The sequence below is a fragment of the Moorena producens PAL-8-15-08-1 genome, assembly GCF_001767235.1.
Lineage (GTDB): Bacteria > Cyanobacteriota > Cyanobacteriia > Cyanobacteriales > Coleofasciculaceae > Moorena > Moorena producens_A.
The window spans coordinates 1,621,784-1,647,347 of the sequence record NZ_CP017599.1; the positions used below are offsets into that span (position 1 = coordinate 1,621,784).

General features: G+C 42.1%; 24 protein-coding genes. 13 read left to right on the forward strand and 11 right to left on the reverse strand.

All coding sequences use genetic code 11. The features are described from left to right. Positions 1-283 precede the first annotated feature (283 nt). Genes BJP34_RS06205 through BJP34_RS47100 form a run of 3 tightly spaced genes read left to right on the forward strand, consistent with a single transcriptional unit; the run spans position 284 to position 5,537 of the window. Positions 284-1,744: an effector-associated domain EAD1-containing protein gene (locus tag BJP34_RS06205; protein WP_070391590.1), complete on the forward strand. Its 1,461-nt coding sequence runs from the start codon at positions 284-286 to the stop codon at positions 1,742-1,744. Continuing rightward, the gene (locus BJP34_RS06210) at positions 1,741-2,721 is read left to right on the forward strand and encodes an AAA family ATPase (RefSeq protein ID WP_070391591.1); all 981 of its coding nucleotides are present in this window, start codon (positions 1,741-1,743) and stop codon (positions 2,719-2,721) included. The genes BJP34_RS06205 and BJP34_RS06210 overlap by 4 nt, the downstream gene beginning before the upstream one ends. Continuing rightward, positions 2,718-5,537: a formylglycine-generating enzyme family protein gene (locus tag BJP34_RS47100; protein ID WP_070391592.1), complete on the forward strand. Its 2,820-nt coding sequence runs from the start codon at positions 2,718-2,720 to the stop codon at positions 5,535-5,537. Before BJP34_RS06210 ends, BJP34_RS47100 begins: the two co-directional genes overlap by 4 nt. Before the next feature lie 468 nt (positions 5,538-6,005). Here BJP34_RS47100 and BJP34_RS06220 read toward each other — a convergent pair whose 3' ends face one another. After that, positions 6,006-6,239 carry a hypothetical protein gene (locus BJP34_RS06220; RefSeq protein ID WP_009149134.1) on the reverse strand — a complete coding sequence of 78 codons (234 nt, stop codon included), beginning with the start codon at positions 6,237-6,239 and terminating at the stop codon, positions 6,006-6,008. 204 nt (positions 6,240-6,443) lie between these two features. Here BJP34_RS06220 and BJP34_RS48485 point away from each other — a divergent pair, with 204 nt between their 5' ends. Together BJP34_RS48485 and BJP34_RS06225 are read left to right on the forward strand one after the other, a co-directional pair. Further along, entirely contained in the window at positions 6,444-6,569 is a 126-nt protein-coding gene (locus BJP34_RS48485) for a hypothetical protein (RefSeq protein ID WP_267876500.1), read from the forward strand. Between the two features lie 12 nt (positions 6,570-6,581). Further along, positions 6,582-7,436: an Rpn family recombination-promoting nuclease/putative transposase gene (locus BJP34_RS06225; RefSeq protein ID WP_070391593.1), complete on the forward strand. Its 855-nt coding sequence runs from the start codon at positions 6,582-6,584 to the stop codon at positions 7,434-7,436. Positions 7,437-7,570: 134 nt separating this feature from the next. Here BJP34_RS06225 and BJP34_RS06230 read toward each other — a convergent pair whose 3' ends face one another. The 4 genes from BJP34_RS06230 to BJP34_RS42550 all read right to left on the reverse strand — a co-directional run bounded on the left by BJP34_RS06230 (position 7,571) and on the right by BJP34_RS42550 (position 10,077). Next, positions 7,571-7,933 carry a XisI protein gene (locus BJP34_RS06230; protein WP_070391594.1) on the reverse strand — a complete coding sequence of 121 codons (363 nt, stop codon included), beginning with the start codon at positions 7,931-7,933 and terminating at the stop codon, positions 7,571-7,573. Continuing rightward, a complete protein-coding gene (locus tag BJP34_RS06235; RefSeq protein WP_070391595.1) occupies positions 7,912-8,337 on the reverse strand; it encodes an element excision factor XisH family protein in 426 nt (141 codons plus the stop codon). The genes BJP34_RS06230 and BJP34_RS06235 overlap by 22 nt, the downstream gene beginning before the upstream one ends. Before the next feature lie 169 nt (positions 8,338-8,506). Continuing rightward, entirely contained in the window at positions 8,507-9,940 is a 1,434-nt protein-coding gene (gene rsmB / locus BJP34_RS06240) for a 16S rRNA (cytosine(967)-C(5))-methyltransferase RsmB (RefSeq protein ID WP_070391596.1), read from the reverse strand. Further along, positions 9,937-10,077 carry a hypothetical protein gene (locus tag BJP34_RS42550; protein ID WP_158517041.1) on the reverse strand — a complete coding sequence of 47 codons (141 nt, stop codon included), beginning with the start codon at positions 10,075-10,077 and terminating at the stop codon, positions 9,937-9,939. The genes rsmB and BJP34_RS42550 overlap by 4 nt, the downstream gene beginning before the upstream one ends. A 201-nt stretch (positions 10,078-10,278) precedes the next feature. Here BJP34_RS42550 and BJP34_RS06245 point away from each other — a divergent pair, with 201 nt between their 5' ends. The 3 genes from BJP34_RS06245 (at position 10,279) to vapC (ending at position 12,387) form a co-directional block, all read left to right on the forward strand. After that, positions 10,279-10,731, forward strand: a complete 453-nt coding sequence (locus BJP34_RS06245) for a SufE family protein (RefSeq protein ID WP_009149117.1) — start codon at positions 10,279-10,281, stop codon at positions 10,729-10,731. Between the two features lie 1,006 nt (positions 10,732-11,737). After that, positions 11,738-11,986, forward strand: coding sequence for a hypothetical protein (locus BJP34_RS06250; RefSeq protein WP_070391597.1), 249 nt, complete (start codon positions 11,738-11,740; stop codon positions 11,984-11,986). Continuing rightward, the gene (gene vapC, locus BJP34_RS06255; RefSeq protein WP_070391598.1) at positions 11,983-12,387 is read left to right on the forward strand and encodes a type II toxin-antitoxin system tRNA(fMet)-specific endonuclease VapC; all 405 of its coding nucleotides are present in this window, start codon (positions 11,983-11,985) and stop codon (positions 12,385-12,387) included. The genes BJP34_RS06250 and vapC overlap by 4 nt, the downstream gene beginning before the upstream one ends. A gap of 177 nt (positions 12,388-12,564) precedes the next feature. Here the strand turns inward: vapC and BJP34_RS06260 are convergent, their stop codons facing one another. Both BJP34_RS06260 and BJP34_RS42555 read right to left on the reverse strand, forming a co-directional pair. Further along, positions 12,565-13,302 carry a cation diffusion facilitator family transporter gene (locus BJP34_RS06260; RefSeq protein WP_070391599.1) on the reverse strand — a complete coding sequence of 246 codons (738 nt, stop codon included), beginning with the start codon at positions 13,300-13,302 and terminating at the stop codon, positions 12,565-12,567. 1,004 nt (positions 13,303-14,306) lie between these two features. Further along, positions 14,307-14,444 carry a hypothetical protein gene (locus BJP34_RS42555; protein WP_158517042.1) on the reverse strand — a complete coding sequence of 46 codons (138 nt, stop codon included), beginning with the start codon at positions 14,442-14,444 and terminating at the stop codon, positions 14,307-14,309. Positions 14,445-14,958: 514 nt separating this feature from the next. Here BJP34_RS42555 and BJP34_RS06265 point away from each other — a divergent pair. Both BJP34_RS06265 and BJP34_RS38880 read left to right on the forward strand, forming a co-directional pair. Continuing rightward, the gene (locus BJP34_RS06265; protein ID WP_070391600.1) at positions 14,959-16,467 is read left to right on the forward strand and encodes a glycoside hydrolase family 9 protein; all 1,509 of its coding nucleotides are present in this window, start codon (positions 14,959-14,961) and stop codon (positions 16,465-16,467) included. Positions 16,468-16,629: 162 nt separating this feature from the next. After that, positions 16,630-17,076 carry a calcium-binding protein gene (locus BJP34_RS38880; protein WP_070391601.1) on the forward strand — a complete coding sequence of 149 codons (447 nt, stop codon included), beginning with the start codon at positions 16,630-16,632 and terminating at the stop codon, positions 17,074-17,076. Here the strand turns inward: BJP34_RS38880 and BJP34_RS06275 are convergent. Continuing rightward, positions 17,065-18,240 carry an RNA-guided endonuclease InsQ/TnpB family protein gene (locus BJP34_RS06275; protein ID WP_070391602.1) on the reverse strand — a complete coding sequence of 392 codons (1,176 nt, stop codon included), beginning with the start codon at positions 18,238-18,240 and terminating at the stop codon, positions 17,065-17,067. The two genes, BJP34_RS38880 and BJP34_RS06275, sit on opposite strands and share 12 nt — an antisense overlap. A gap of 337 nt (positions 18,241-18,577) precedes the next feature. Here BJP34_RS06275 and BJP34_RS48490 point away from each other — a divergent pair, with 337 nt between their 5' ends. Further along, entirely contained in the window at positions 18,578-19,312 is a 735-nt protein-coding gene (locus BJP34_RS48490) for a calcium-binding protein (protein ID WP_070391603.1), read from the forward strand. Positions 19,313-19,434: 122 nt separating this feature from the next. On the opposite strand, the gene BJP34_RS06285 is transcribed toward BJP34_RS48490, so the two are convergent. Continuing rightward, positions 19,435-20,799, reverse strand: a complete 1,365-nt coding sequence (locus BJP34_RS06285) for an NB-ARC domain-containing protein (RefSeq protein WP_070391604.1) — start codon at positions 20,797-20,799, stop codon at positions 19,435-19,437. A 918-nt stretch (positions 20,800-21,717) separates the two neighbouring features. On the opposite strand from BJP34_RS06285, the gene BJP34_RS06290 reads away from it, so the two are divergent. Continuing rightward, positions 21,718-23,082: a calcium-binding protein gene (locus BJP34_RS06290; protein ID WP_070391605.1), complete on the forward strand. Its 1,365-nt coding sequence runs from the start codon at positions 21,718-21,720 to the stop codon at positions 23,080-23,082. Here the strand turns inward: BJP34_RS06290 and BJP34_RS42560 are convergent. Together BJP34_RS42560 and BJP34_RS42565 are read right to left on the reverse strand one after the other, a co-directional pair. Next, the gene (locus BJP34_RS42560; protein ID WP_158517043.1) at positions 23,052-23,282 is read right to left on the reverse strand and encodes a hypothetical protein; all 231 of its coding nucleotides are present in this window, start codon (positions 23,280-23,282) and stop codon (positions 23,052-23,054) included. The two genes, BJP34_RS06290 and BJP34_RS42560, sit on opposite strands and share 31 nt — an antisense overlap. A gap of 13 nt (positions 23,283-23,295) precedes the next feature. Then, complete coding sequence (locus tag BJP34_RS42565; protein ID WP_158517044.1) at positions 23,296-23,442, reverse strand: hypothetical protein; 147 nt, start codon at positions 23,440-23,442, stop codon at positions 23,296-23,298. 610 nt (positions 23,443-24,052) lie between these two features. On the opposite strand from BJP34_RS42565, the gene BJP34_RS06295 reads away from it, so the two are divergent. Then, complete coding sequence (locus BJP34_RS06295; RefSeq protein ID WP_070391606.1) at positions 24,053-25,426, forward strand: calcium-binding protein; 1,374 nt, start codon at positions 24,053-24,055, stop codon at positions 25,424-25,426. Positions 25,427-25,564 lie beyond the last annotated feature (138 nt).

A 25,564-nucleotide genomic window follows, 5' to 3' on the forward strand; every position in this document is an offset into this window, starting at 1 on the left:
TTCAGACCCAAGTTTTTTGGTGAATGGTTGTCTGAACCCGTAAGCCAGCACCAGGTTGCCAAATGCCAGCAAATAAAGGAAAATTTAGGGAAGTAGGTCTCATCAGAGTGTAGATACTTAATTGCAGTCAGAGTGGCTTAGGGTGCGTTAGGGGCGGGCTCGCCCTGATTTTCCGTATCTTCGCGCCTTGTTGAAACAGCCCGCCCCGTAACGCACCATCAGGTCAAACAGCAAAAATGATATGCACCCATTCTATTTTTCACAGGTCCTGAAGTAACCGTAAATGAATGCTGGAAATCCCCCTGGTTATATCCTCGCGCAGATAGAGTCAGCACTGTGTAGTGCTTTCCATAGTGAAATTAAATTAGCAATGATGCTACGACATCAATTCAATATAAATCTGGCACAGGTGGCTAGTGGTGAAGATTTGACTGAAATTGTTTACAAAGTAGTACTATATTTTGAGGCTAGGAATAGGTTAGGAAACTTACTTGATGGAGCACTTAACGAAAATTCAGATAATTATGACTTAAGACAACTATATTCTCAAGAATTTAACATTCCGCCTAGTTTACTAACTATCTTATTTCCTTTACCAAACAATATTATCGAAGCAATGCAACAGGCTTATCAAGCTTGTTGTCCTAATAACTTCTGGGATGATTGGGAAGATGAACTCCCTGACAGTTTAGCTGAAATTCTAGAAAATTTGGATGATATACCTCAACCAACTGATGAGGAAAAACTTATTGTACAATTTGTCGCTCATTTATTAAAAACTGGAGATATTTCCAAGCCTGATGCTGATAAACTCAAGCAATGGTTAGAAAAAAATGCCAATAACCCTTCTGATTTATTATCTCAGAGTAGCAGTCACTATCAAAATCATCAGCAACCAAATTTAGATGCACAACCTTATCTGCTTGTTAAGCTAGATTCCAGTAAGCAATATCACCAACAACGTCAACCTAGTTATTTCGTTTCAGCTTGGTTTATTACTGACCTAAGTAATTATGATTATTTAGGAAATCATCAACACTGTAAATTTTTAGAGACTCCACCAGCTGATGGAGAATCTGAACAAGATCTATTTTCTATTGAAGACTTGCCCAAGTTAATAGAATTTTTTATAAATCAGTTAATTCACTATTCTAGGGAATATTACCGTCAACCAATTCTTGTATTTTTCTTACCTTATCAACTTCTGAACCATGAACTTGAAAGAATTGAAATTCAAGATTATGATGATTTGCCAATTCCTATTGGTAGCGAGTATTGCGTGATTTTTCGATCTGTTAAACGTTTAAAAAAGTATCGTTATCAAGGCAAATGGTTAAATAAATGGACACAAATCCAAGATAATTGTAAAACTATATGCTTAAGTAACTTTGCTTTTAGTAATTTTGAGTATTGGCAGGAATTGTATACTGATTTGGAAGAAAGAAAGGCGATAGCTGTAAAATTACATCAACCCCCATGTGAGCAGATCTTGAAAGTTATTGATAGGACGGCAATACCCGTTACTTTATGGCTCAGAAAAAATAATTTTACAACTATAAATTGTCAACAGGCTCTGGAGCAATTACTCAAGTGTCAAATAAATGAGCTTCCTGAAAAAGTAAAACAACAACGGTTACAAGCTTTTCCCAAAGGTAATAAACAAGAACATATCGGACACCATCTTGCTCTTTTGTGGGAAGACCCCTATCTACTACCACCCCAGATTGACTATACAACCCTATGACTAATAACTCTTGGAAAATCTTTCGCGGAACTCCCGAAGAACCCCACGAAGGCATTGAACGCCTTCCTGAGCCTCCTAGCTGGCGGAAATTTGACAAAAAAGGACGGGGTACAACCTATCAGACCAGGCCAGAGGAAATAGAGTTAGTGAATGCAGCGTTGTATCTGCGTCGTCCTTTATTAGTAACCGGAAAGCCAGGCACAGGAAAAACATCGTTGGCCTATGCAGTCGCTGAAGAGTTACAATTAGGAGAAGTGTTACGTTGGAATATTACCACTCGCTCCCATTTAAACCAAGGACTTTATAGTTATGATGCCATTGGTAGATTACAAGATGCTCAAGGAAGCGGCAAGGATAATTTAAGGAAAATTGGTAAGTATATTCAATTGGGTGCCTTGGGAACAGCGTTACTATCCTCAACTTACCCCAGGGTATTATTAATTGATGAAATGGATAAAAGCGATATTGATTTACCCAATGATTTATTGACTATTTTTGAGGAAGGAGAATTTGAAATCCCGGAATTAACACGAATCAGTGACCAGTTTCCAAACATTGATGTCAAAACCTGGGATAAGAAAACCAGAACCATCTACAGCGGAAAGGTGACCTGTCAAGCATTTCCCTTTGTAGTCCTGACGAGTAACGGAGAGAGGGAATTTCCCCCGGCTTTTTTACGACGCTGTTTACGATTAGATTTACGGGAACCAACTCCCAAGGAATTAGAAGCAATTGTCAAAGCTCACTTAGGGGATAGTCTTGAAGAAGCTGAACCGATTATTGAAACCTTTCTCAAGCGACGGCAGAAAGGAGACTTGGCTACAGACCAATTGCTCAACGCCATTTATCTGTTAACTAACACAGTTAATACAGAGCATGCTCCCATGGGTGACTCTCAAGAGGAAGACAAAGAGCACAGAAAAGCAAGGTTAATTGACCGATTGCTCCAGTACCTCAGTAGTACCTCAGGGATATGATTGAAGAAGCGATCGCTATTCTACAACAAGCACGATTTGATTTAACTGCTCGGGAAATAGCAGAAATTTTCTGGTTGGCTGTTCATCTAGACCAGTCCATAGAGCAGTCAGAGGAAGCACAGCAGCCATTACCACAGCAGCCATCGCAATCATCAAGGGTATCCCAAGACCAATCACAGCAACCACAGCCGCCATCGCCACCATCAAGGGTATCCCAAGACCAATCACAGCAACCCCCAAATAAAACTCCAGATATCCAACCAGATACCGAAGAATCACCGTTACCTGAAGTCAAAGAACCTGGTGCTGAGGTTGCTCTTGCCTCTTCCAAACCTAAAAAGACCAAACAAAGTCGAGAAGCAATTCCGATTAAAGTGCCAGCAGCGGTAGCATTGAGAAATAGTCTGGCGTTGGGACGGGCACTTCGTCCGTTAATGCGGAAAGTCCCATCTGCTACAGAAACGATATTGGATGTAGAAGCTACTGTTTACCAAATTGCTGAATCAAACATTTGGCTTCCAGTTCTGAAACCTGCTTCTGAACGATGGTTAGAGTTAGCGTTGGTGGTTGAAAAAACTACTTCAACTGCGGTTTGGAAACAGACAATTACTGAACTGCAACATTTAGTCAAGCATCATGGTGCGTTTCGGGATGTACGCACGTGGGAATTAAGGATTACTGAAACCAAAGTAGACTTATTTCCTCAAACTAGCACGGGTCGGTATGATTCCACTCCCTATCCTCCCCAGGTATTAATTGACCCGAAGAAACAACGTTTAATTTTATTGGTTAGTGATTGTATTTCTGTGGCTTGGCGCAGACAATTAATTCATCGATTCCTAGAGTTTTGGGGATGCAATGGTTTACTGACTATCCTTCAGCTACTCCCTGAACGGCTTTGGGAACGCACGGCTTTAGCTTCAGAAACACCAGTGCAACTGCATTCTCTTAGTCCTGGAGTTGTCAATTCTCAGTTTATTGTTAAACATTGGGATGAAGATGACATTGGACTTTTTTCAGAAGAGGGAACAGCGGATCTGGGAACAGGGAACAGTAATCAGAATAAATTTTCCTCTGTTAGTGTTCCCGTGGTTACGTTAGAACCCTACCCGCTACTGGCCTGGTCACAGGTAATAGCTGGTCATGGAAATGTTAGTACAGTGGGGTTTAATTTTGGCGTTGCTGATTCTGGGTATGATTCCGCCCCCCTAGCCCCCCAATTTTGGGGGGAACAAAACTCTCAAACTCCCCCAAAGTTGGGGGATTTAGGGGGCTTGACCAAAACTAAAAGATCGGGCATTTATACTTCAATTCAGCAACGCCCTAACTTTGATGTATCCCAAGACCCCCAACCACAGAAAACAGCGGTAGATGGTGAACCCAGTCAACCGCAACTCGAAGCACCAGCATTAGTTAGTCGATTTCGTGCTACGGCTTCTCCGATGGCGCGTCGGTTAGCTGGATTAATGGCAGCTGCTCCGGTTAGTTTACCTGTAGTGCAACTAATTCAGCAAACCCTGCTACCAAAATCTGCACAAATTCATGTAGCGGAGGTGTTTATGAGTGGACTGCTCCAGTCTATAACCCCTGTAGACCAAGATTCAAATCCCGATTATCCCGATTATATTGAGTACGAATTTAGGCGAGGGGTAAGGGAGTTATTAGTAGATTCTGTACCCATTAGTAAAACCCTTTCAGTTATTGATAAGGTATCTGAGTTTATTGCTAATCAATTAGGGTTATCAGTAAAGGACTTTGAAGCGTATTTACTTAAACCGGCAACTGCAAGTAATGATGAGTTAGAAGAAAAAATTCGTCCCTTTGCACGCCTAAAGGCTAAAGTCTTAGGGCGATTAGGAGGGGAGTATGCTCGTTTGGCTGAACAACTCCTCATCTCAGAAACCCCTACCTCAGATTATCCTTCAAACAAAGGCCTCGAAACGATTGTAAGCGCAAGAAAAAAAGAGTTAAAGCAGTTTTCCTTTGAAGTAGTAACAGTTAACCCTAGAGGAGAAATAATCAAGCGAGAATCCCAGCAAGCGGATTATTTCACTGAAGATCTCGGGAATGGAGTAGACCTAGAGATGGTGTATATCCCAGCAGGAAGCTTCTTAATGGGTTCCCCTGAAAGTGAGAGGGGGAGTAATGACAGGGAAAGACCTCAACACCAACTAACCATCCCACCCTTCTTCCTGGGGAAATATCAGGTAACCCAGGCGCAATGGAGAGCTGTGGCCAACCTCCCAAGAATTAAGCGGTACTTAAATCCAGACCCCTCTAAATTTCAAGGAGACAATCGACCAGTGGAGCGAGTAACCTGGTTTGATGCGGTGGAATTTTGCGTACGCCTTTCTAAATATACAGGAACGGAATACAGATTACCCAGTGAAGCGGAATGGGAATACGCCTGTAGAGCAGGAACTACCACGCCATTCCATTATGGAGAAACCATAACCAGTAGATTAGCTAACTATAACGCTTCCTATACTTATGCAGAGGAAGCAGAAGGGCAATATCGGGGAGAGACCACCCCAGTAGGAAGTTTTCCCCCCAACAGCTTTGGCTTATACGATATGCATGGCAATGTTTGGGACTGCTGTGCGGATCCTTACCATTCTAATTACAAAGGAGCCCCTACAGATGGAAGTATCTGGACTATCAATAATCATCATACTGATTATTTTACTCGGCGGGGCGGCTCGTGGTACCTCAATCCTGGGAAATGCCGTTCTGCCTTCCGCTACCTCTTTGGCGAGCGCGTTGACTTCATCAGCCATGTCGGTTTTCGTGTGGCCAGGGGTGTTGGGAGGAGCTAGCCCTTGCGCAAGTCAGAAGTTAGAAGTCAGAAGTCAAAAGTAAGCAATTACTTACGTTTCTGAGTTTAGGAGCGATGCAGCTCGGTCTTGGGGGAAACCCCCATGAGCGACTGCATCAAGACAATGTCCTAATCTTAATGGGTAGTGCTATAGCAATAAAAAAAAATCGGTCAAGTTTTGGTTAACCCCAATGCTTGACCGAATTCTATTGTCTAAGCCACCACAAGTACAGCGGAGCTCAAATCTAGATACTGTTGATCAACGAATACATTCCTCAGTGGTCAGTGGTCAGCTTTGTGGCACAGGCTTCCAGCCTGTGACCTAACCCATAAGCTGATAACTGATAGCTGATCGCTTCAAAATAACCTCCACAATTCCTAGTCGCCAGGGCGTAAAAACCCTGTCTTGATGCAGTCGCTCATGGGGGAAACCCCCAAGACCGCGCTGCATCGCTGGCAAAACTCTATCCTAGTCTACATAGAAATATCGAATCAAAAAGGTCATAACCTCACCAGGCTTTTCAGTAGGTTCTGGAGTGCTCCACTCGTCGGGATAGGCGTATTTCAGGCCATAGATGGCATTAATCGTATTCCGAACTTGTTCAGGAGAACCGATCAAAACGTACTTGACTTTCTTAGGTTTACGACCAGGGTTTTCAGGAGTTTGATTGTCATCGGAGTTAGGCGGAATGTTTTTAGTCATGATCAACAGTAGTTTTAAATGCTGTACATTATTAATATATAAATAAATTAATTATTTGTCAAGGGGTTTAGTAATTTTTTTTTATTACGAAATAAATAGTTGCTATAATAGTAAATAGGGCATAAATAAGAGATTATTTTATAAGTATAGGGATGTTATTAAGTGTGAATAATGTTAAAAAAAATTACCTAATTACAAAAGCAATTGCTCCTACTCCCTGCTCCCTGCTCCCTGCTCCCTAATCCCTACTCCCTACTCCCTACTCCCTACTCCCTACTCCCTACTCCCTATTCCCTATTCCCTGCTCCCTGCTCCCTGTTCCCTATATAAACCTGTAAAACCATGAGATTCATCAGCCCGAAAACTGACTTTGCTTTCAAGAAAATCTTTGGCTCAGATCAGAGTAAGGATATTCTGATCTCCTTCCTAAATGCCATGATATACTCCGGTAATTCCGTCATCCAGGATTTAGAAATTATTGATCCCTATAGTGCGGGGGATGTAGTAGATTTAAAAGACACTTATCTGGATGTTAAGGCAGTATTAGAAGATAAAACGACTGTCATCATTGAGATGCAACTCTGGAATGTGGAGGCTTTCGAGAAGCGAGTGGTGTATAACTTGTGCAAAACCTATGGAAATCAACTTAAATCGGGACAGGGATATTTCGATCTCAATCCGGTCATTGCTTTAACCATCACGGATTTTAAGTTATTCCCCTCAACCGAAAAAGTCATTAGCTGTTTTTACTTTCAAGAAGAAGAAGACCACTTGCCTTATCAGGAGAACGAGCTAAAGCTAGTGTTTGTGGAACTACCCAAATTTACTAAGCAACTGGAAGAATTGGAAAGTGTGATAGATAAGTGGATCTTTTTTATCAAAGAAGCACCTAACTTAGAAATCATTCCTGACAAATTCAGGGAAGTCCCACAGCTAGAAAAAGCTTTAACAATAGCGAATCAAGCGGGGTTGAGTGTCTCAGAAGTGGAAAAACTCCGCAAACAGGAGATGGCCTTGGAGGACGCGCGAGGTGCATGGAGTTTCGCGAAAAGGGAAGGACGAGAACAAGGACGAGAAGAAGGCAGACTTGAAGAAAAACAGCAGATTGCTAAACAGATGAAGGCCGCTGGGTTACCCCTGAATGATATTGCTAAATATACGGGGTTGACTATCGATGAAATCAATCAGTTGTCCTAAGATAGTAATAAAAAATTGAAAGTCTGGAGAAAAGTCCGTGGCACAGGCTTCTAGCCTGTGACCTAACCCATAAGCTGATAACTGATAGCTGAACGCGCACGCGTGCGCGTAGCGCTTAAGCTGATAGTTAAAAGCTAGGAAATCCCATAGCCAGTGTGTTGTCGGATATGGGGAGGATGAAAAGCTAAAACAATTTGTTCTTTGGGTATTCCCGCCGCCAGTAGCTCTTCTGTAATGCCGTAATCTAGACCATCATGGTGTAGCCAAATTTTATTGTTACGTATCTCAGCATCAAAAATGAGTGAATGAATTCGTTGTGTATCCTTCCAACCTTCCCTAATCACTAGATACCGAGTTTTGTCATCGCTAACAATGATCTTACTGATCACAGTATTATTGATAGAATTATTTTTGTGACGATTCAGGATATTACAATAGTTTTTCAGGATCTGAAGAAGAGCTGTAGAACAATTGGTTACTCCAGTGAAGGTTTCCATAGCGTAATTGTCTCCTGGTTTTCATCAAAGATTAGTAATTTAATATGACGACTTTCTATAACAATTTGTACAAGTTCCTCTTTGAAAAAGCTGTTGTATATGCTGTGACGCACTGCTAGATAAAGTTCCCGTTCTGGGTAAAGTTTTTCAATCAGGTCTTCGTATAGGAAATACTGCCCTAATGCTTGCTGAAAATCCCTGACAGGTGAGGAACTGATAAAGCTTTTAACTTCTACGGCGATTTTTTGGTTTTTACGCTGGGCAATGAGTAGCTTTTCTGCACCAAGGTCTACAAAGAGATCACGACCGCCAACCTCTAAAGTGAAGGGCTCGTCTGTAATACTCCAACCGTCTTTTATTAAGGCGGCTTTGACAGTATCGTGGTAAAGATCCTTGGCAGGCATGTAGAACGTGGATTATATGGATATTGCTATTATAGTAAAGATTATAAAGTAGGGTGGGCAAAGTAATTTAATCATTAACACTCAAAAAAAACTATTTTTGCCCACCCTACAAGCTCTGTTCCCTACTCCCTACTCCCTATTCCCTATTCCCTATTCCCTGTTCCCTTGGCTATACCATTCGTTTCAACCGCACCATAAAGAAACCATCCATCTGGTCTCGATAGGGCACAACTTTCAGCCAACCTTCCGGTGTTGAAAACGCTTTAAGAAACGAAAGAGTAGGGGGTTCAATTTGCCACTGAGAATGACCTTCCAGAAACCATTGTATTACCGCCTCATTTTCTTGAGGATTTAAGGTACAGGTAGCATAGACTAAAACACCTCCGGACTTGACCCAAGTTGCGGTATGCTCTAACAATTCTTTTTGCAAAACAGTAAGTTCCTGGACTTTTTCTGGAGTCATGCGCCAACGAAGATCAGGACGTCGGTGAAGGGTACCATTACCGGAACAGGGAGCATCTAATAACACAGCATTAGCCATCTTAGTAAATTCAGGTAAATCGCGACTATCACCAGTACTGATCTGAATGGATTGTAATTGTAACCGTTGGGCATTCTGTTGGACTTTTTTGAGGCGGGAAGCTGAGCGATCGCATGCCCAAATCTTGCCCTGATCTGCGATTAATTCTGCAATATGAGTTGTCTTGCCCCCCGGTGCCGCACAGGCATCAATCACCACATCACCAGGTTGAGGGTCCAGCAGATAACTGACCAGCTGGGCACTACAATCTTGAACTGTCCACCAACCCTCCTTAAATCCTGGTAGCTCTTGAATCGCACCAACACCACCCACAATCCGCAGTGCTTGGGGGAGCTGAGCTGGGTTGCTGAACATAGGGATAATCTCACCATTCCCCTCGTCCTGGTGGGAGACCAAGGGAGGTACCCGCTCAATAGCCAGTTCAGCAGATTGCATCCCTGCCTCCACGTCCTCGATGGACACCTTGAGGGGATTGACCCGTAAGTCAATGGTAGGAGATTGGTTAAACCATTGACACAGCTGTTCTGTTTCCTCTGCTCCCAGCTGTTGTAACCACAGCTCGATCATCCAATCGGGAAAACTGTGTAAAATGCCCAAACCCTCGATATCCCCTTCTGGCAACTGCAAAGGGTCAGGGGAATTGGCAGCTAAACGGGCATAGTTTCGTAGTAAACCATTAACCACCCCTGCCAGTCCTTTGAAGCCATTGTTCTTGGCTAGCTCAACGGTGGTATTGACCGCTGCTGAAGCAGGAATTCGGGCTTGATAGCGCAGCTGATATAGTCCAAGGTGAAGTATAGTGCGCAAATCTGGAGGTTGTTGATTCGCTTTCTTTTTGCCCAACTGGTCAAGTAGAGCATCCAGAGTGCGCTGTCGTCGGACACTACCATAAACTAATTCTGTCACTAAGCCCCGATCAGCACCAGTTAACTGAGCAGTGTGTAGCACTCGATTCAGGGCAATATCAGCAAAAGCACCCCGCCGATAAATATCCCGGAGGGCTAGGAATGCTAACTGGCGAGGATTTTGTTTATCAAAGGTTGACGATTTATCTTGGCTCACAAACTCTGTGCTCCTCTGGGTCTTACCTGATCAGCTAATATGCATTTATAACAGTTATCAATTCGGTTCGGAACAAAGTCCTGGGTTTTAGGGAGTAGGGAGTAGGGAGTAGGGAGTAGGGAGGAAAAGGAAGACAAGTCCAATCACCCCACACCCCACACCCCAAAGTTGATACTCACGTCTTTGTTAAAAACCTACCCTGATCAGCTCCTCCGTGATCCGAAGCTCCCTGCTCCGTGATCCGAAGCTCCCTTGTCCCATTAACCCCAAGAGCGGGGTACCTGATGGTATTGAGAACTGCTATAAATAAAATGGTTAATCCTTTTTAAACATTGGGTATGTCAGCCACCTCCAGCCCTTTACCAGAAGCTCTTGCTCGGATTGTAGAACGTTTTCAGCGGCGCAAAGACCCCAAGCAACGGTATCAGCAGTTGCTGTGGTACGCCAAGAAGCTTCAGGCAATGCCAGAAACCGATAAAGTACCAGAAAACAAAGTTCCTGGCTGCGTGTCCCAGGTTTATATCACCGCTAACTTGGATGATGGCAAAGTCTTGTATCAGGGAGACTCAGATGCCCAATTGGTTAAAGGATTAGTAGCGTTGTTGATTGAAGGCTTGAATGGACTGACGCCAACAGAGATTGTCAACCTATCTCCTGACTTTATTCAAGACATCGGATTGAATGCTAGTTTAACCCCTTCTCGCGCTAATGGATTTTACAACATTTTCCAGACCATGAAGAAGAAGGCTCTGGGATATCAGTTGGGAATGTCTTCGAGAGAATTAAATTGAGGCTATCCCAGATAGAACTGATAGATTGGTTAAGACAAAATTGAACAAAAAAAATCCCCAGCCGGTAGCTGAGGGATTAGTCAGGGTGCATCTACTATTTCTTAATCCTTCATTACTCTGTCTCGATCCGGAAGAAATTAGAAACCCTTACCCATTGATAAAAGATAGACAAAATTGAACAAAAAAAATCCCCAGCGGGTAGCTGAGGAATGAGTCAGGGTGCATCTACTATTTCTTAATCCTTCATTACTCTGTCTCGATCCGGAAGAAATTAGAAACCCTTATGCCAAGGAGACAGCCAAGATGGCTATCCCACATATAACTAATAGATAACTTGAGACAAAATTGAACAAAAAAAAATCCCCAGCCGGTAGCTGAGGGATTAGTCAGGGTGCATCTACTATTTCTTAATCCTTCATTACTCTGTCTCGATCCGGAAGAAATTAGAAACCCTTATGCCAAGGAGACAGCCAAGATGGCTATCCCACATATAACTAATAGATAACTTGAGACAAAATTGAACAAAAAAAAATCCCCAGCCGGTAGCTGAGGGATTAGTCAGGGTGCATCTACTATTTCTTAATCCTTCATTACTCTGTCTCGATCCGGAAGAAATTAGAAACCCTTATGCCAAGGAGACAGCCAAGATGGCTATCCCACATATAACTAATAGATAACTTGAGACAAAATTGAACAAAAAAAAATCCCCAGCCGGTAGCTGAGGGATTAGTCAGGGTGCATCTACTATTTCTTAATCCTTCATTGCTTTGTCTCGATCCGGAAGAAATTAGAAATCGGTACGCCAAATCAGAAGCCAAGTTGTGAAACCGTTTGACCCTGATCTAAACAAACTACCCCTTTCAGGCATACGTCCCTTTATATTTTATCCACACATACATTCCAAAACATTTATATATCCCACACATCCCACACTTCCCGCACGAAGTACCTCATCCAATTGAAAACTGCTATAAGATTGGATAAGTTCTATATACCAGAAAGCACGATGGAAAGTATTAAAGTAATCTCCCATGTGGGGTCTGATGGCATTTTACATCTCGACGTTCCAGTAGGGATAACGAACAAAGAATTAGAAGTTATGGTGATTGTTAACCCATTAAAATCATCCTTAAAAGTAGAAACACCCCAAGGCTGGATGCCTGGTTTTTTTGAGGAAGTAATTGGGGGTTGGGCTGGAGAACCGTTACAGCGGGGGCAGCAGGAAGAGTTTGAGACAAGGGAGAGTCTATTTTGAGCTACCTTTTGGATACCAATGTTTGCATTCGGCTGTTGAACAATACCAGTCCGGCGGTGACATCTCGCCTTGCTACCGAACAACCAGAGACTATTTTTATCAGCTCCATAACCGAAATGGAGTTATATTACGGTGCTTATCGTAGTGCCAAACAGTCAATAAATTTAGCACTTTTGCAACGATTTTTCAGTCAGTTTAGGATTCTACCGCTAGACACCAATCCTGCCAGAATAGCAGGACAAATTAGGGCTGATTTAGCAGCTAGGGGAACACCAATCGGACCTTATGATTTACAAATCGCTGCGATCGCCCTTGCTAATGATTTAATTGTGGTTACCCATAATACGGCTGAATTTAGCAGAGTTCGTGGACTACGCATTGAAGATTGGGAGCTGGACTAGCTTTTAAGCAAATACTACTAGAGAAAGTTGACAAATAATTGGTATGAGAGTTTAAAACAAAAAGCCATCATTTGACCGCTGACCGCTGACCACTGACCGCTGACCACTGACCACTAAATGGTTACCTAAAAATTACCGAAAACTATCATTTCAAAATCAATAGCTCTCCAGTAATTTTCAATCCTCTTTGAGTTTTATCAAAGACACTAAATCAGTCTTTCCTAACTCTAGCCAGCCTAACTCATGAGGGGGTTTTTCTATCGCCCTCGTCCTAGTTAGTTGCAGGGTTTGCCGCAGCAGCGGAAGAGTACTTAAGCCAATTAAAATAGCTACACTAAAGCTGATGATCGCATCCGCCTGAGGCCAGTTGAAAATTCCAACCGCCAAAGCAGCTATTATAGTGCCGATTGAGCCAACTACGTCTGCCAGTACATGCAAAAATGCACCACGCAGATTGAGGTCTTGCTCAGTATTTTCCCCTAGCCAATAGAGGTTAATGCTGTTGATCACTACGCCAATTAAGGCAGTGACTAGCATCGGCAAACTGAGGATTTCCTCAGGTGTCCCTTGCAGATGGGCGATCGCTTCTCGCCCAATCCATACAGACATAGCCAGTAGACCGATACTATTGATCAGACCAGCCAAAACCTCAATCGGTTGATTGCTCATTTGCTTTCGAGACTTCGAGGAGCCTTGAGCCAGCCATGCAGCAAGCAAAGCAATACTCATTGCTACAATATCTGCCAGCATGTGAGCCGAATCAGCTTTGAGAGTTAAACTGTGGCTAACAAAGCCGACAACCATTTCGAGTACAGCAAAGATTGTGATTAATACAATCACCCTCTTCAACCGCTGAACCTTACCCAGAGATACGCTGGTCTGGCACAAACAACCTAATCTGTTGCAATTGAGCATAGTTTAAATTACTTTGGTTAGTCAACTGGGAAAATAGTCTTGCCTCGGAAAATAGTTTCCTGCACCTTGATATCAATGATATCCATTGGCTCAACGTCCAGAGGATTGTCATAAATACTCACAAAATATAATTTTTTTTTTCATAGATATTTCCATGATTAAATTTTATTTATATAGAGAAAATATTTTCCTAATACAACATAAGTAAATCTGAGTAAAAACTTGTTATCACAAGTTTCATCAATGTCTATAACACTAATCTTAGACTGTTGTCAAGCCAATGATGATTTTAAACAATATGAGCCTTAAATACCATATAGCCAAACCTATTTTATTGTCAAAATTTAGTTTTCTTGAAAAATTTAATTTTAAGGAATTATATTTGAGATAGTACCAAAGTCTATCAACGCTTCTTGATGCAATAGCGAGTGGGGGAAACCCCCTTTGGCGGCGCTGCATCGCTTTACTATGCTTAACGTACCGCCGTTTAAGTGACCTCAACAAGTTGATAAGATCACAACTTTATTGATTAAATTTTCACAACTTTATTGTATTACACACATATTACAAACTAGGCGACTCAGTAGGTAAGACACCGTCATATGAACAACTAAGGGACTTGCGTGTAAAAAAAAATACCAATTCAAGTAGGGTGGGCAAAGTAATATTATCTAGAAGACTCATTTGAACCAAACTGTGTCTTGATGCAATAGCGAGTGGGGGAAACCACGGCAATAGCGAGTGGGGGAAACCACGGCAATAGCGAGTGGGGGAGACCACGGCAATAGCGAGTGGGGGAAACCCCCAAGACCGCGCTGCCTCCCCTGTTCCCTTGCTGCATCGCTTTTTGCCCACCCTACAAACTCCCAAATTAGTTTTTTAAGTTTTTTAAGGTTTTTATCCTATTTATACTTTTTGTATTATTACAAAAGGAAGGAGCCAGAAGCCAGGGCGAAGATTCGACAACTGGTGCTGGCTTCTGGCTCCTTCCCTTAGACTTCCTTCTAGAGAATTTTGAGGAAATGCCGGAAAAACTCCAAAATTTCCTCTGTCCCCCAGATTAACCAGATGGGGAGATGGGGAGATACCGAAAAGTAGGGCAAGAGCCCAGAGGCAAGAGTTAATAAAGTATAGCGCTGCATCACTGCTCCCTGTTCCGGTGATCCGCTGTTCCCTGATCCGAAGTTCCCTGTTCCCTATTCTCTATAAAAATGTATCTCACCTAATTTAAAACCGTTTAGTATAAGATACTGTGTGTTAGGCATTTTAATTCTTTACTAAAAATTAACAATATCTTCTAATTTTCTTTAACACTAATATCTTGACAGTTGTAAACTAGTATTAGCTATCGTTACAAAAGAAAACTATTTCGGTGTCGCCATTGAGAGTAATACTACTCAAATTTAAAGTGCCTTTGTCAATCAAATAGGATGACCTATTATCTCCTTTATTAACGGAGACTTAGAGACTAGTTCGTTTTCCCTTTATTACACAGGGATGATTTACCCGGTTTCGTTATTTTTATAGTCATAAACAACAGAATAAACCACAAAAAATGGTAATGTGACCTGTTTAATTTTTCCAGTAGTAAACAGGGGTGATTTGACTTGATTGGTTATAAAAACTTACTAAAAACTTACTAAATTTTAATTACTAATGAATGCATCTACTCCTGTTAAAATCAACCCATCCAATGGAAATGGTGAGACTGTAGCTAGTATCATCAGCAGCAATTTCTCAACCAATTTATCAACACAGTTTAACTATGGTGACGCTGTCGAAAAGTCCTTCTTATTTTATGAAGCTCAGCGCTCTGGTAAACTTCCAGAGGACAATCGCATCCCATGGCGCGGGGATTCTGGCCTCAACGATGGTGCTGATGTAGGAGTTGACCTCACTGGCGGTTATTACGATGCTGGGGACCACGTCAAGTTCGGCTTCCCCATGGCTGCTGCCATGACTATGCTAGCTTGGGGGGCAATCGAATATCAAGATGCCTACCAGCAAATGGGTCAATGGGATGAGGCGTTGGATGCCATTAAGTGGGGTACCGATTACATACTCAAAGCCCACATCACAGACAGTAACGGTCAAACCGAAGAATTCTGGGCACAGGTTGGATCCGGTGAAATCGACCACAGCGTCTGGGCACCGCCGGAAACCATGACCATGGCGCGACCAGCGTTCAAAATTGATCCGTTAAATCCAGGTTCTGACCTAGCTGGTGAATCCGCTGCTGCCTTAGCTGCTGCCTCAATTGCCTTCCAATCTACAAACAGCAGCTACGCTAATGAACTACTCAATAATGCGAAAGCCCTATTTGACTTTGCGGAAACCTATCAGGGCAACTACTCTGACTCTATCGCCGATGCTGCTATTTTCTACAATTCTTGGAGTGGCTACGAAGACGAACTAGCCTGGTCTGCAACTTGGCTGTACAAAGCAACCGGTGACCAGACCTACTTGGATAAAGCCGAAAGTTACTATCTAGGTATTGATCCGACTCAGACTCAATCCTGGGATCAAAAAGTCTATGGTACTGGCATCCTCCTTGCTCAGGAAACTGACGAAGATAGGTACCGTATCGAAGTAGAACGCTGGCTGGACTACTGGAGTGACGACAGTGGTGAAGGTATCGAATATACTGAGGGTGGACTAGCTTGGTTCAATGACTGGGGTTCCCTACGATATGCTGCCAATACCGCTTTCCTTGCTGGTATTTATAGTGATACCGTTAATGATGGTAATGGTCGTTACTCCGATTTCGCAGCTGATCAAATTGACTACATTCTTGGGGATAATCCCAAGAATTTCAGTTATGTTGTCGGTTTTGGCCACAATTCTCCCAAGAATCCCCACCATCGTGCAGCCCATGGTTCCACCACCAATGACATCGAATCACCAACGGACAACCTCAACATTCTCTATGGTGCATTGGTGGGTGGTCCCTCTGAACCAGACGATAATGCCTATGTCGATGATCGAACTAACTATGCCATTAATGAAGTCGCTCTTGACTACAACGCTGGCTTCACTGGTGCTCTTGCCCGTATGTACCGTGAACAGAATCAACTCAGTCTGGGTTCTAACCTTGAACCAATACTGTCTACAGTAGATCCAATCACTGACTCCATCATGGAACTGTCCCCCGCCGGGGACTTCTAAACCGTTTATTACCAGGTTTTTCCATTATTTTAGTACATATATACACAAAGTTAACTTCTAGAAAAAAAAAATATTAGGCTTCTTGCATAATTATCCAAACAGAGGTAGATAGCTCTTATAGATACCTAATTACAACCTCTAAAAAATTCAGGAGCAACTTTCATGAGTACATTAATCGGCGGTCCAGGTAATGACTTTCTAGTAGGAGACAACAATGATGATAACCTGATCGGGGGTGCTGGCAATGACACCTTACTAGGTTTGGGTGGCAATGACCTTCTTGATGGGGGTGCTGACAATGACACCCTAGCAGGGGCTGCTGGGGAAGATGTACTTGATGGCAGAGCTGGCAATGATTTATTAAGCGGTGGTGATGGTATTGATCTTCTAGATGGTGGTGAAGGCAATGATACCCTGATTGGCGATCGCGGTGATGACAATATTAATGGCGCAAATGGTGATGACCGACTGATTTGGAATAACGGTGATGGCAGCGATATCATGGAAGGGGGTGCTGGCTTTGATGTGGTAGAAGTCAATGGCGCAGATGGTGCCGGAGTTGACACTCCCCGACCATTAGGTACGGGGATTCTTCTTTCATCCAGCTAACTTATCAGCTAGGTTTTCACCCAACTGACAGAGGTTAATCTGTCCAGAAGCGTTAATTTGGGCGTGCCCCGCCCTATTTAAAATATTAATTGCCGCATTTTCGTCCCGATCTAAGACGTAACCACAACTACAGACATGAGTTCTAACTGATAGTGATTTTTTAACTAGTTTCCCACAGCTAGAACAATTTTGACTAGTAAAATGTGGTTTAACTGCAACAATTTTACGTTCAAATACTTTTCCAAAGTATTCTAACCAAGATTTAAACATTGACCAACTAGCATCAGATATTGATTTAGCTAATTTATGGTTTTTTACCATATTTTTCACCTGTAGGTCTTCAACGGCTACCAAATCGTTAGATTGACATAGCGCCCTTGCAGTTTTAACTACAAAGTCTTTACGCTGCCTTGATACCTTGAGGTGCTGTTTAGCTAATTTTTTCTGAAACTTTTTCCTATTCTTAGAACCTTTTTTACATTTAGATAATTTCCGTTGCAGTTTTTTTAATTTTTTTTCGGACTTTCTTAAATATTTAGGATTATGGCAGGTACCACCATTACTGTCAGTGTAGAATTCTTTAATTCCAACATCCAGGCCAATAGCTTTGCCAGTTGGTTGAGTATTTTCTTGCCTTTCTTGATCAATACAAAATTGAACATAGTAACCATCAACTCTTTTAACCACTCGAACTCTTTTAATTGATTTGAAAGGATAGAAATGTAAATCCCTTGAACCAACTAATTTAAAAATACCAGCTTTAAACCCATCAGTAAATTTTATAGTTTTCCTATCTGTTGATACTTGATAGCCAGTGGTTTTGTATTCAACTGAGCGACAATTTTTTTTAAATTTCGGAAAACCTTTTTTTCCGGGAATTTGTTTCTTGCAGTTGTCATAAAACCTGGAAATAGATGCCCAAGTTCTTTCAGCGTGAGCTTGTCGAGCCATGCTATTTAATTTTTTAACCCAAGGAAAATTATTATTATCAGCTAATATTTTGCAATATTTGTTAAGGGCAAAACGGTTTATTTTGTCCTCTGGTTTAGCATCCATCCATAAACGCAAACATGAATTTTGAATGAATTGACCAGTCCGAATAGCTTCATCAAGTAAATTATATTGATATTGTTTACCTTTGAGCTTAAATTCATAAACTAGCATTGGCTCGACCTATTTGTTACTATATATATAGTATAGACGCTTATTATAGAAATGACAACCAAAAAACAAAAAAGAATTAGGGGGATACCAGTACATTATGAAGAAGTCAAAAAAAGACATACCATTTTTTTAACTCCTAGTACTTGGTAAAAAGCCCAAGAGTTATCCAAAAATAAAAAAATCAGTGTATCGGTATTCATTGAAGAATTAATTAGAAATCACGGCACTTAAAAGTGCTTACTTACCTTCATCCGCCCTCTAAAGATGGGCGGTTTTCGGTTGCGTCAATAATAACTTTGCCCTCAACCCCTTTGGCCACAGAGTAAGCTTTCAGCGCTTGAATCTCGGTCAGTTCACTCTGGATGTCAATGATGTAGAACAGTTTGAGATCAATGGTCTCAAGGGTGATGACACCTTAACTGTTAATGATTTGTCCGGTACTGATGTACAGTTGGTAGTCTTTAACGGTGGTGATGGTAATGACCTTCTCGACGGAACCAATGCTGTCTTACCTTTGGTTGGTATTGGTGGAAAAGGCAACGACACCCTGATTGGCGGAGCCGGTGATGACAACCTCAGGGGTAATGCTGGCAATGATAGCCTGGTTGGCGGAGCTGGTGATGATAACCTGATTGGAGATGCCGGGAATGACACTCTGATTGGAGGTGATGGCGATGACAATCTGGTTGGTGGAGATGGTAATGATGTCCTCATCAGTGGTAACGGTATTACTACCTTTACGTTTGACACTGGAACAGCTTTCAATTCAAGCGATTTGGGTCTCGATAGCATTCTTAACTTTATCGGAGGTCAAGACCGAATTAGTCTGGAACAGAGCACCTTCACTGCACTCACTGGTACCTCCAGTGGAGGCTTAGCTAGCAGTGAATGGGCGGTTGTATCTGATAATAGCCAGGTCGAAAGTAGTGGTGCTTTGATTGTCTACAACAGCAACACCGGGGATCTATTCTACAACCAGAATGGCAGTGCAGGTGGTCTGGGAAGTGGAGCTCAGTTTGCTACAATCGACACCAGCACCTCGGTAAATTTCAGTGACTTTGAGATAGTATAAGTTAATCAAAAGTTAACTTATATAGAACTTATATAGTCGTTTTTTGTTGAAGGTTGACTGTCAACCTTCAACCTTCAACCTTCAACCTTCAACCAACTTTAAACCTAACCTAGACCGAACGCTTACAGCAAACAACCTTCATGCTCATTAATCACCGTCCTAATTATAGGAATTATGGTAAACAATGTGCGATTACTGTGGGACACTTTTTCCATTAGAGAGCGCCTTTCCAAAGACTGTAAAACTGAAATAAGTTGTGAATTATAGTCTAAGGTAATACTATGGCGCAATTGTTTAATAGAAATGGGGGTAGGATTCCTAGCTAGATAGGCAATCACCTTTTTCTCTGACTGATCTAAGCGATTCAATTGCTCGATTAAAATTGTTTTCATTGGCTCAGGAACAATCACGTCATCCCAATTTAAAAATTCTGATACACTACCAAAAAAAAAGTCTTTAATTGTTTTTACAGCCAGCTTTAAGCCTAAGGGATTGCCTCGATAACGTTTAATGAGTTCCATGTCTTGCTCTTGTTCAGACAAACCATTAGCTACTAATAGTTTACGAGCATATTCTGTTGGTAAACCGTTTAGGGTTAATGAACGAGTGGAATAGTTTTTTTTCTCCAATAACTCCATTTGTAGCGGTGGTTCCCAACTAATTAAGAGCAAACAACTTTGGTGTCTTTCTTGTCCTACTCGTCTAAAAAGTTTACCATAATCCTCATATCCCGCTTTATACTGTCCAACTAAAGTGCCACGGCTTAAAATCTGTTCAGCATCATCGAGTATTACCAGACAGCGATGCTCTCGTAAACACTCTAGAAAATCAGACATCAGCAGGTTAATATCTTCTGGTAACTCCGATGACTGCTGGTGAGACAGGAATGGTATCAGCTGTGTCAGCAGTTCCTTCAGGGGTTGGCCAGAGGATAGCGATCGCCAAATAATATAATCAAACTCCCCCTGAATCTCTCGTGCTAGCTTGGCAGCTAACGATGTTTTGCCAACGCCTACTATCCCAAGTATTGCTACCAATTGGCTTCGTTTGAGACTAATCCATTGCTTAAGGGTGTTCAGTTCCCTAGTGCGTCCATAGAATGCAGAAATCTGTGGTGCTTCACCCCAATCTTGGCACTGCTGGGGAGTTTTGTATCCAGCCGCTTCCAGCCATATCGAGATATCTCTCCAACTTTTTAGGGTGTTCGATTTCCGATTAGTTAAGGTTTCTACATACCGATACAAACCTTTAGTTAGTTGAACGCTAAGTGAGCCACAACTCCAATGGAGAGCACCAGCAATTTTTTTGGGAGCATAGCCGCACAGCAAACCTCTTAAGCATGCTTTTTCCACTGGGGTCAATTTGATTTCCCTATTTGTAGCAATGGTTTTTTTCTGAGCCAGTTCTGTATACAACTTTTCTAAATTCCACAGTTTGGCTGCTTTGATAAACAGTTCATCTTCAAATCGATTGGTGTTATAGTTCATAGTAGGTAATCCTAATCAATAGCACCGAAGAGCTACCTATAAACTAATCAATAAACTAGTAAATATTGTAGCTATTGGGAGCGTTTAATAGATAGATTTGCAAAACGTATATGTCCCCGATTATCATAACTATGCTGTTTTTATGATTTTTGAAAAAAATCAGTTTGTTTTAGATATCTACGTAAGCAAATTACCCTGATTACTGTACCTAAATTGGTAATGTTATTTAAAAAAAAAGCTAAGGTAATCTGATAATTTTATATCGGTAATTATCATGTAAATTCGGCTTAATTTAGGTTTAATTTAATTCCTAAACTAAACACCCACGATAACCGATTGACTGACAACTATAGTTTACTTTATTTAATAAAATTTGACAGTACCCGTTATGGGTACCATAGCAGTTCTCAATTGGGTGAGGTACCTCGCCCTTGGGGTTTTAGGGAGTCGGGAGTCGGGAGCGGTGCGACCCGTGGCGAATTTAATTCGCCTACGGAAAGCGCACCGAGGGAGTCGGGAGCGGTGCGACCCGTGGCGAATTTAATTCGCCTACGGAAAGCGCACCGAGGGAGTCGGGATAAGAAAATTGAATGTACTTCATAAATAGGATTAACACTATATATCTTTTTTGGATCGAGCTAGTGCTGCCAAGTAACAAGTCACAATTAACAAATGTTAATTGTTTATTAATAATTAATTAATAACTATAGCGATTCTCATAGTAATTAGCTACACACACCTATTTTTTCCCTGTTAGCAGATTCGCTCTTACCTATTCCCTATTCCCTATTCCCTTTGCTAAGGCTATACTCCTTGACCTAATCCTAAAACCTAATCAACTGCTAATCACCATTAGGTATGTTATAGCTGCTGCGATCGCTAAGGTGGATTCATACCAAAAAAAAGAGAAAATTAACCATGGCTAAGTTAGTAACTGAACTTGATAAGCTATCCAACCTAATTCCGGAATCAGAACTAAATTTAATCAAGTCACTACCACAATCTATTCAGGATCAGGTAGTTCCTAGCCCCGATTTATCTAAGTCTGCTGGTACACCGATTCAGTTAAATTTGACCCAGATACAACAGTTAATTCCCAATGATTCAGGCTTAAAAAGCTTATCATCGAAATCTATAATATCAGGGCCTTTTAACTTTATTATTGGTACTCCCAATCCTGACTTTTTAGTGGGTACTAACAAGAACGATTTAATTTTAGGACGTGGCGGAAATGACGTCATTGTAGCACTCGGTGGCAATGACCTTGTGTTTGGTGAAGAGGGAAATGACATTATTATCGCTGGCTCAGGTAATGATTTTGTATCTGGCGGCTCAGGTAATGACTTTGTGTTTGGCAGTTCTGGTAATGATATCTTGGATGGTGGCTCAGGTAATGACTCCCTATTTGGCGGAACTGGCACAAACAATTTTATTGGCAGTAGTGGTAATGATGTCCTGGATGGAGAGGAAGGTAAGGATACCGTCGATTACACTGGTCTCGGTCGAGCCATTACTCTTTTACCCACCGGAATCGTTAACAAAAGTGGTCTTGGTAAGGATGAGCTGATCCGAGTGGAGACGATTATTGGGGATGCAGGTCAAGCTAATACTATTGATGCCTCTTCTGCTGGTAGTGGTGCCTCTGTGAACGTAAATCTGCAAAAGAACAGTTTACAGATTAATGTTGTTAATGGTCCAGTTCTGAATCGCACTGTCCAAAACTTTGTGAATGTCAAGGGTGCTGGTGGCAACGATACCATTATTGGTGATAACAACAGTAATCAACTTACTGGTGGTGCCGGAAGTGACGAGATTACTGGTGCCGGTGGTAATGATACCATTGTAGGTGTCGATCCCAACAGTATAAAGCCAGGTATTAAGGAAATTGATGTCTTAACCGGAGGAGCTGGTGCTGATAAATTTGTGATTGGAGATAGCAAAAATCCTTACTATGTCGGTGGAGGAGGATTTTTGGGTCTGAATGATTACGCTCTACTTAAGGATTTCCAATCCGGTACGGATAAAATCCAACTGAAAAAAGCCAACTATATCTTTGGATCAAACTTTATCGCTCTTAATAACGGCTTATCTTCTTCTGAGAAAAGTCTTGCTTCAGCGGAACAGATTGCTCAGGATATTGCTGGAGGTAAGAGTTTAGGTCTTGAATCTCAGCTGACCACAGGGGATAGTTTGGACTCTGTTAAGATCGCGCCTAGTTTCGGCTTTGACATTGTTGCGATTGTGTCTGGTGGCTATAACCAAGGGGATCTCTCCTTTGTATAACGATTAGTTTGGTGGCCAGTGCTTAGTAATGCGATGTTCCGTTCGCGCAGCGTCTGGCACTGCCAGTAAGGAACCGCTTCGCGATCGCGCTTCTTGATGAATCTGTCTGGTTCACTGCCGACCCTACATCTACTGTGATTAATCGTTTGGTGGGCAGTGCCTAGCAATGGGCTTTGGCTTGGTGAATCGGTCTGGTTCACTGCCGACCCTACATCAATTGTGATTAATCCTTTGGTGGGCAGTGCCTAGCAATGGGATGTTCCGTTCGCGCAGCGTCTGGCACTGCCAGTAAGGAACCGCTTCGCGATCGCGCTTCTTGGTGAATCTGTCTGGTTCACTGCCCACCCTACATCTGCCCACCCTACATCAATTGTGATTAATCCGTTGGTGGGCAGTGGCGAAAAATGCTATGACTTAGCGAATCGGTTTGGTTCACTGCCCACCCTACATCAATTGTGATTAATCCGTTGGTGGGCAGTGCCTAGCCATGGGCTATGGCTTGGTGAATCGGTTTGGTTCACTGCCCACCCTACATCAACTGATTCACTCTTTACCCCAAGTTATGACTTTTGTCAATCACTTGGGGTAATTTTTGTTTGTTTTAATAAAAATCTGCCCCATCTCCCTTGGCCAGATCGCCAGATCAATTGATTTGTAGCCATCTCAGCCCTAAGAAATCCTGTAAATACCCAGAATCCGGAAAATCGTTACAAAACTTTACATAAAACTGTAGAAAAATGGGATTTTTGGAGTGATTTAAAGAGTGATGGCAGCCAAGACCCCTTAATGGTCTTCATGGGACTTTCAGATTTTTGGGCTCCTTCCACGGCCCTGTCCCGATCTCGCTGATCGGTGATTGGAGTCTAAGATTTTGTCAAAGTCTGAGTAATCAACTGCTCATGACCATTAGGTATGGTCTTGGTGCTGCGATCCAAACGTTAGGTAAATTGAACAAAAGAGTCAATTGATCATGGCTACGTTAATAGATAGGGTAAAAAGTTTATCCAACATTTCAGCATCAGAATTAAATTCAATCAAATCACTGCCAAAATCTATCCAGAATCAGGAAGTTCCTAGCCCCCGGTTACCTAATCCTGTGGCTGCACGTTTTTCGTTACGTTCTACCCAGATAAAACAGTTAGTTCCCAATGATTCAGGCTTACAAAGATTATCATCGAAATCTATAATATCAGGGCCTTTTAACTTTATTATTGGTACTCCCAATCCTGACTTTTTAGTGGGTACTAACAAGAACGATTTAATTTTAGGACGTGGCGGAAATGACGTCATTATAGCAGTTGGTGGCAATGACCTTGTGTTTGGTGAAGGGGGAAATGACATTGTTATCGCTGGCTCAGGTAACGATTTTGTGTCTGGCGGCTCAGGTAACGACTTTGTGTTTGGCAGTTCTGGTAATGACTCTCTCGATGGTGGCTCAGGTAATGACTCCCTATTTGGCGGAACTGGCACAAACAATTTTATTGGCAGTAGTGGTAATGATGTCCTGGATGGAGAGGAAGGTAAGGATACCGTCGATTACACTGGTCTCGGTCGAGCCATTACTCTTTTACCCACGGGAATCGTTAACAAAAGTGGTCTTGGCCAGGATGAGCTGATCCGAGTGGAGACGATTATTGGGGATGCCGGTCAAGCTAATACTATTGATGCCTCTTCTGCTGGTAGTGGTGCGTCTGTGAACGTAAATCTGCAAAAGAACAGTTTACAGATTAATGTTGTTAATGGTCCGGTTCTGAATCGCACTGTCCAAAACTTTGTGAATGTCAAGGGTGCTGGTCGCAACGATACCATTATTGGTGATAACAACAGTAATCAACTTACTGGTGGTGCGGGAAGTGACAATATTACTGGTGCCGGTGGTAATGATACCATCGTAGGTGTCGATCCCAACAGTAAAAAGCCAGGTGTTAATGAAATTGATGTCTTAACCGGAGGAGCTGGTGCTGATAAATTTGTGATTGGAGATAGCAAAAATCCTTACTATGTCGGTAGAGGAGGATTTTTGGGTCTGAATGATTACGCTCTAGTTAAGGATTTCCAATCCGGTACGGATAAAATCCAACTCCACAAAGGCAGCAACTATATCTTTGGATCAAACTTTATCGCTATCAAGAAAGGCTTCCTTTCTTTTAAGACAAGTGACACAAGTATTGCTTCAGCTGAACAGATTGCTAAGAATATTGCTGGAGGTAAGAGTAATGGTGTTCAATCTCAGCTCACCACAGGGGATAGTTTGAAGTCTGTTCAGATCGTGCCTAATTTCGGCTTTGATGTTATTGCTATTGTGTCTGGTGGGTATAACCAAGGGGATCTTTCCTTTGTCTAAGCACTAGTACAGGGTGGCGGAAACAACTGACTAGTTAAAGTCTCCTTGATCTGGTTTGTTTCCTGTTTTTCCTCTGTCTTAATCCGTTGGTGGGCAGTGCGAGCGTAATTCTATCGCCAGCTTGATGAATCGGTCTGG

What these genes read in the sequence shown, in the direction of transcription:
- BJP34_RS06205 (WP_070391590.1), top strand. Translation starts at nt 284, where the DNA reads ATGAATGCTGGAAATCCCCCTGGTTATATCCTCGCGCAGATAGAGTCA.
- BJP34_RS06210 (WP_070391591.1), top strand. Translation starts at nt 1,741, where the DNA reads ATGACTAATAACTCTTGGAAAATCTTTCGCGGAACTCCCGAAGAACCC.
- BJP34_RS47100 (WP_070391592.1), top strand. Translation starts at nt 2,718, where the DNA reads ATGATTGAAGAAGCGATCGCTATTCTACAACAAGCACGATTTGATTTA.
- BJP34_RS06220 (WP_009149134.1), bottom strand. Translation starts at nt 6,239, where the DNA reads ATGACTAAAAACATTCCGCCTAACTCCGATGACAATCAAACTCCTGAA.
- BJP34_RS06225 (WP_070391593.1), top strand. Translation starts at nt 6,582, where the DNA reads ATGAGATTCATCAGCCCGAAAACTGACTTTGCTTTCAAGAAAATCTTT.
- BJP34_RS06230 (WP_070391594.1), bottom strand. Translation starts at nt 7,933, where the DNA reads ATGGAAACCTTCACTGGAGTAACCAATTGTTCTACAGCTCTTCTTCAG.
- BJP34_RS06235 (WP_070391595.1), bottom strand. Translation starts at nt 8,337, where the DNA reads ATGCCTGCCAAGGATCTTTACCACGATACTGTCAAAGCCGCCTTAATA.
- BJP34_RS06245 (WP_009149117.1), top strand. Translation starts at nt 10,279, where the DNA reads ATGTCAGCCACCTCCAGCCCTTTACCAGAAGCTCTTGCTCGGATTGTA.
- BJP34_RS06250 (WP_070391597.1), top strand. Translation starts at nt 11,738, where the DNA reads ATGGAAAGTATTAAAGTAATCTCCCATGTGGGGTCTGATGGCATTTTA.
- BJP34_RS06260 (WP_070391599.1), bottom strand. Translation starts at nt 13,302, where the DNA reads ATGCTCAATTGCAACAGATTAGGTTGTTTGTGCCAGACCAGCGTATCT.
- BJP34_RS42555 (WP_158517042.1), bottom strand. Translation starts at nt 14,444, where the DNA reads ATGCAGCGCTATACTTTATTAACTCTTGCCTCTGGGCTCTTGCCCTAC.
- BJP34_RS06265 (WP_070391600.1), top strand. Translation starts at nt 14,959, where the DNA reads ATGAATGCATCTACTCCTGTTAAAATCAACCCATCCAATGGAAATGGT.
- BJP34_RS38880 (WP_070391601.1), top strand. Translation starts at nt 16,630, where the DNA reads ATGAGTACATTAATCGGCGGTCCAGGTAATGACTTTCTAGTAGGAGAC.
- BJP34_RS06275 (WP_070391602.1), bottom strand. Translation starts at nt 18,240, where the DNA reads ATGCTAGTTTATGAATTTAAGCTCAAAGGTAAACAATATCAATATAAT.
- BJP34_RS06285 (WP_070391604.1), bottom strand. Translation starts at nt 20,799, where the DNA reads ATGAACTATAACACCAATCGATTTGAAGATGAACTGTTTATCAAAGCA.
- BJP34_RS06290 (WP_070391605.1), top strand. Translation starts at nt 21,718, where the DNA reads ATGGCTAAGTTAGTAACTGAACTTGATAAGCTATCCAACCTAATTCCG.
- BJP34_RS06295 (WP_070391606.1), top strand. Translation starts at nt 24,053, where the DNA reads ATGGCTACGTTAATAGATAGGGTAAAAAGTTTATCCAACATTTCAGCA.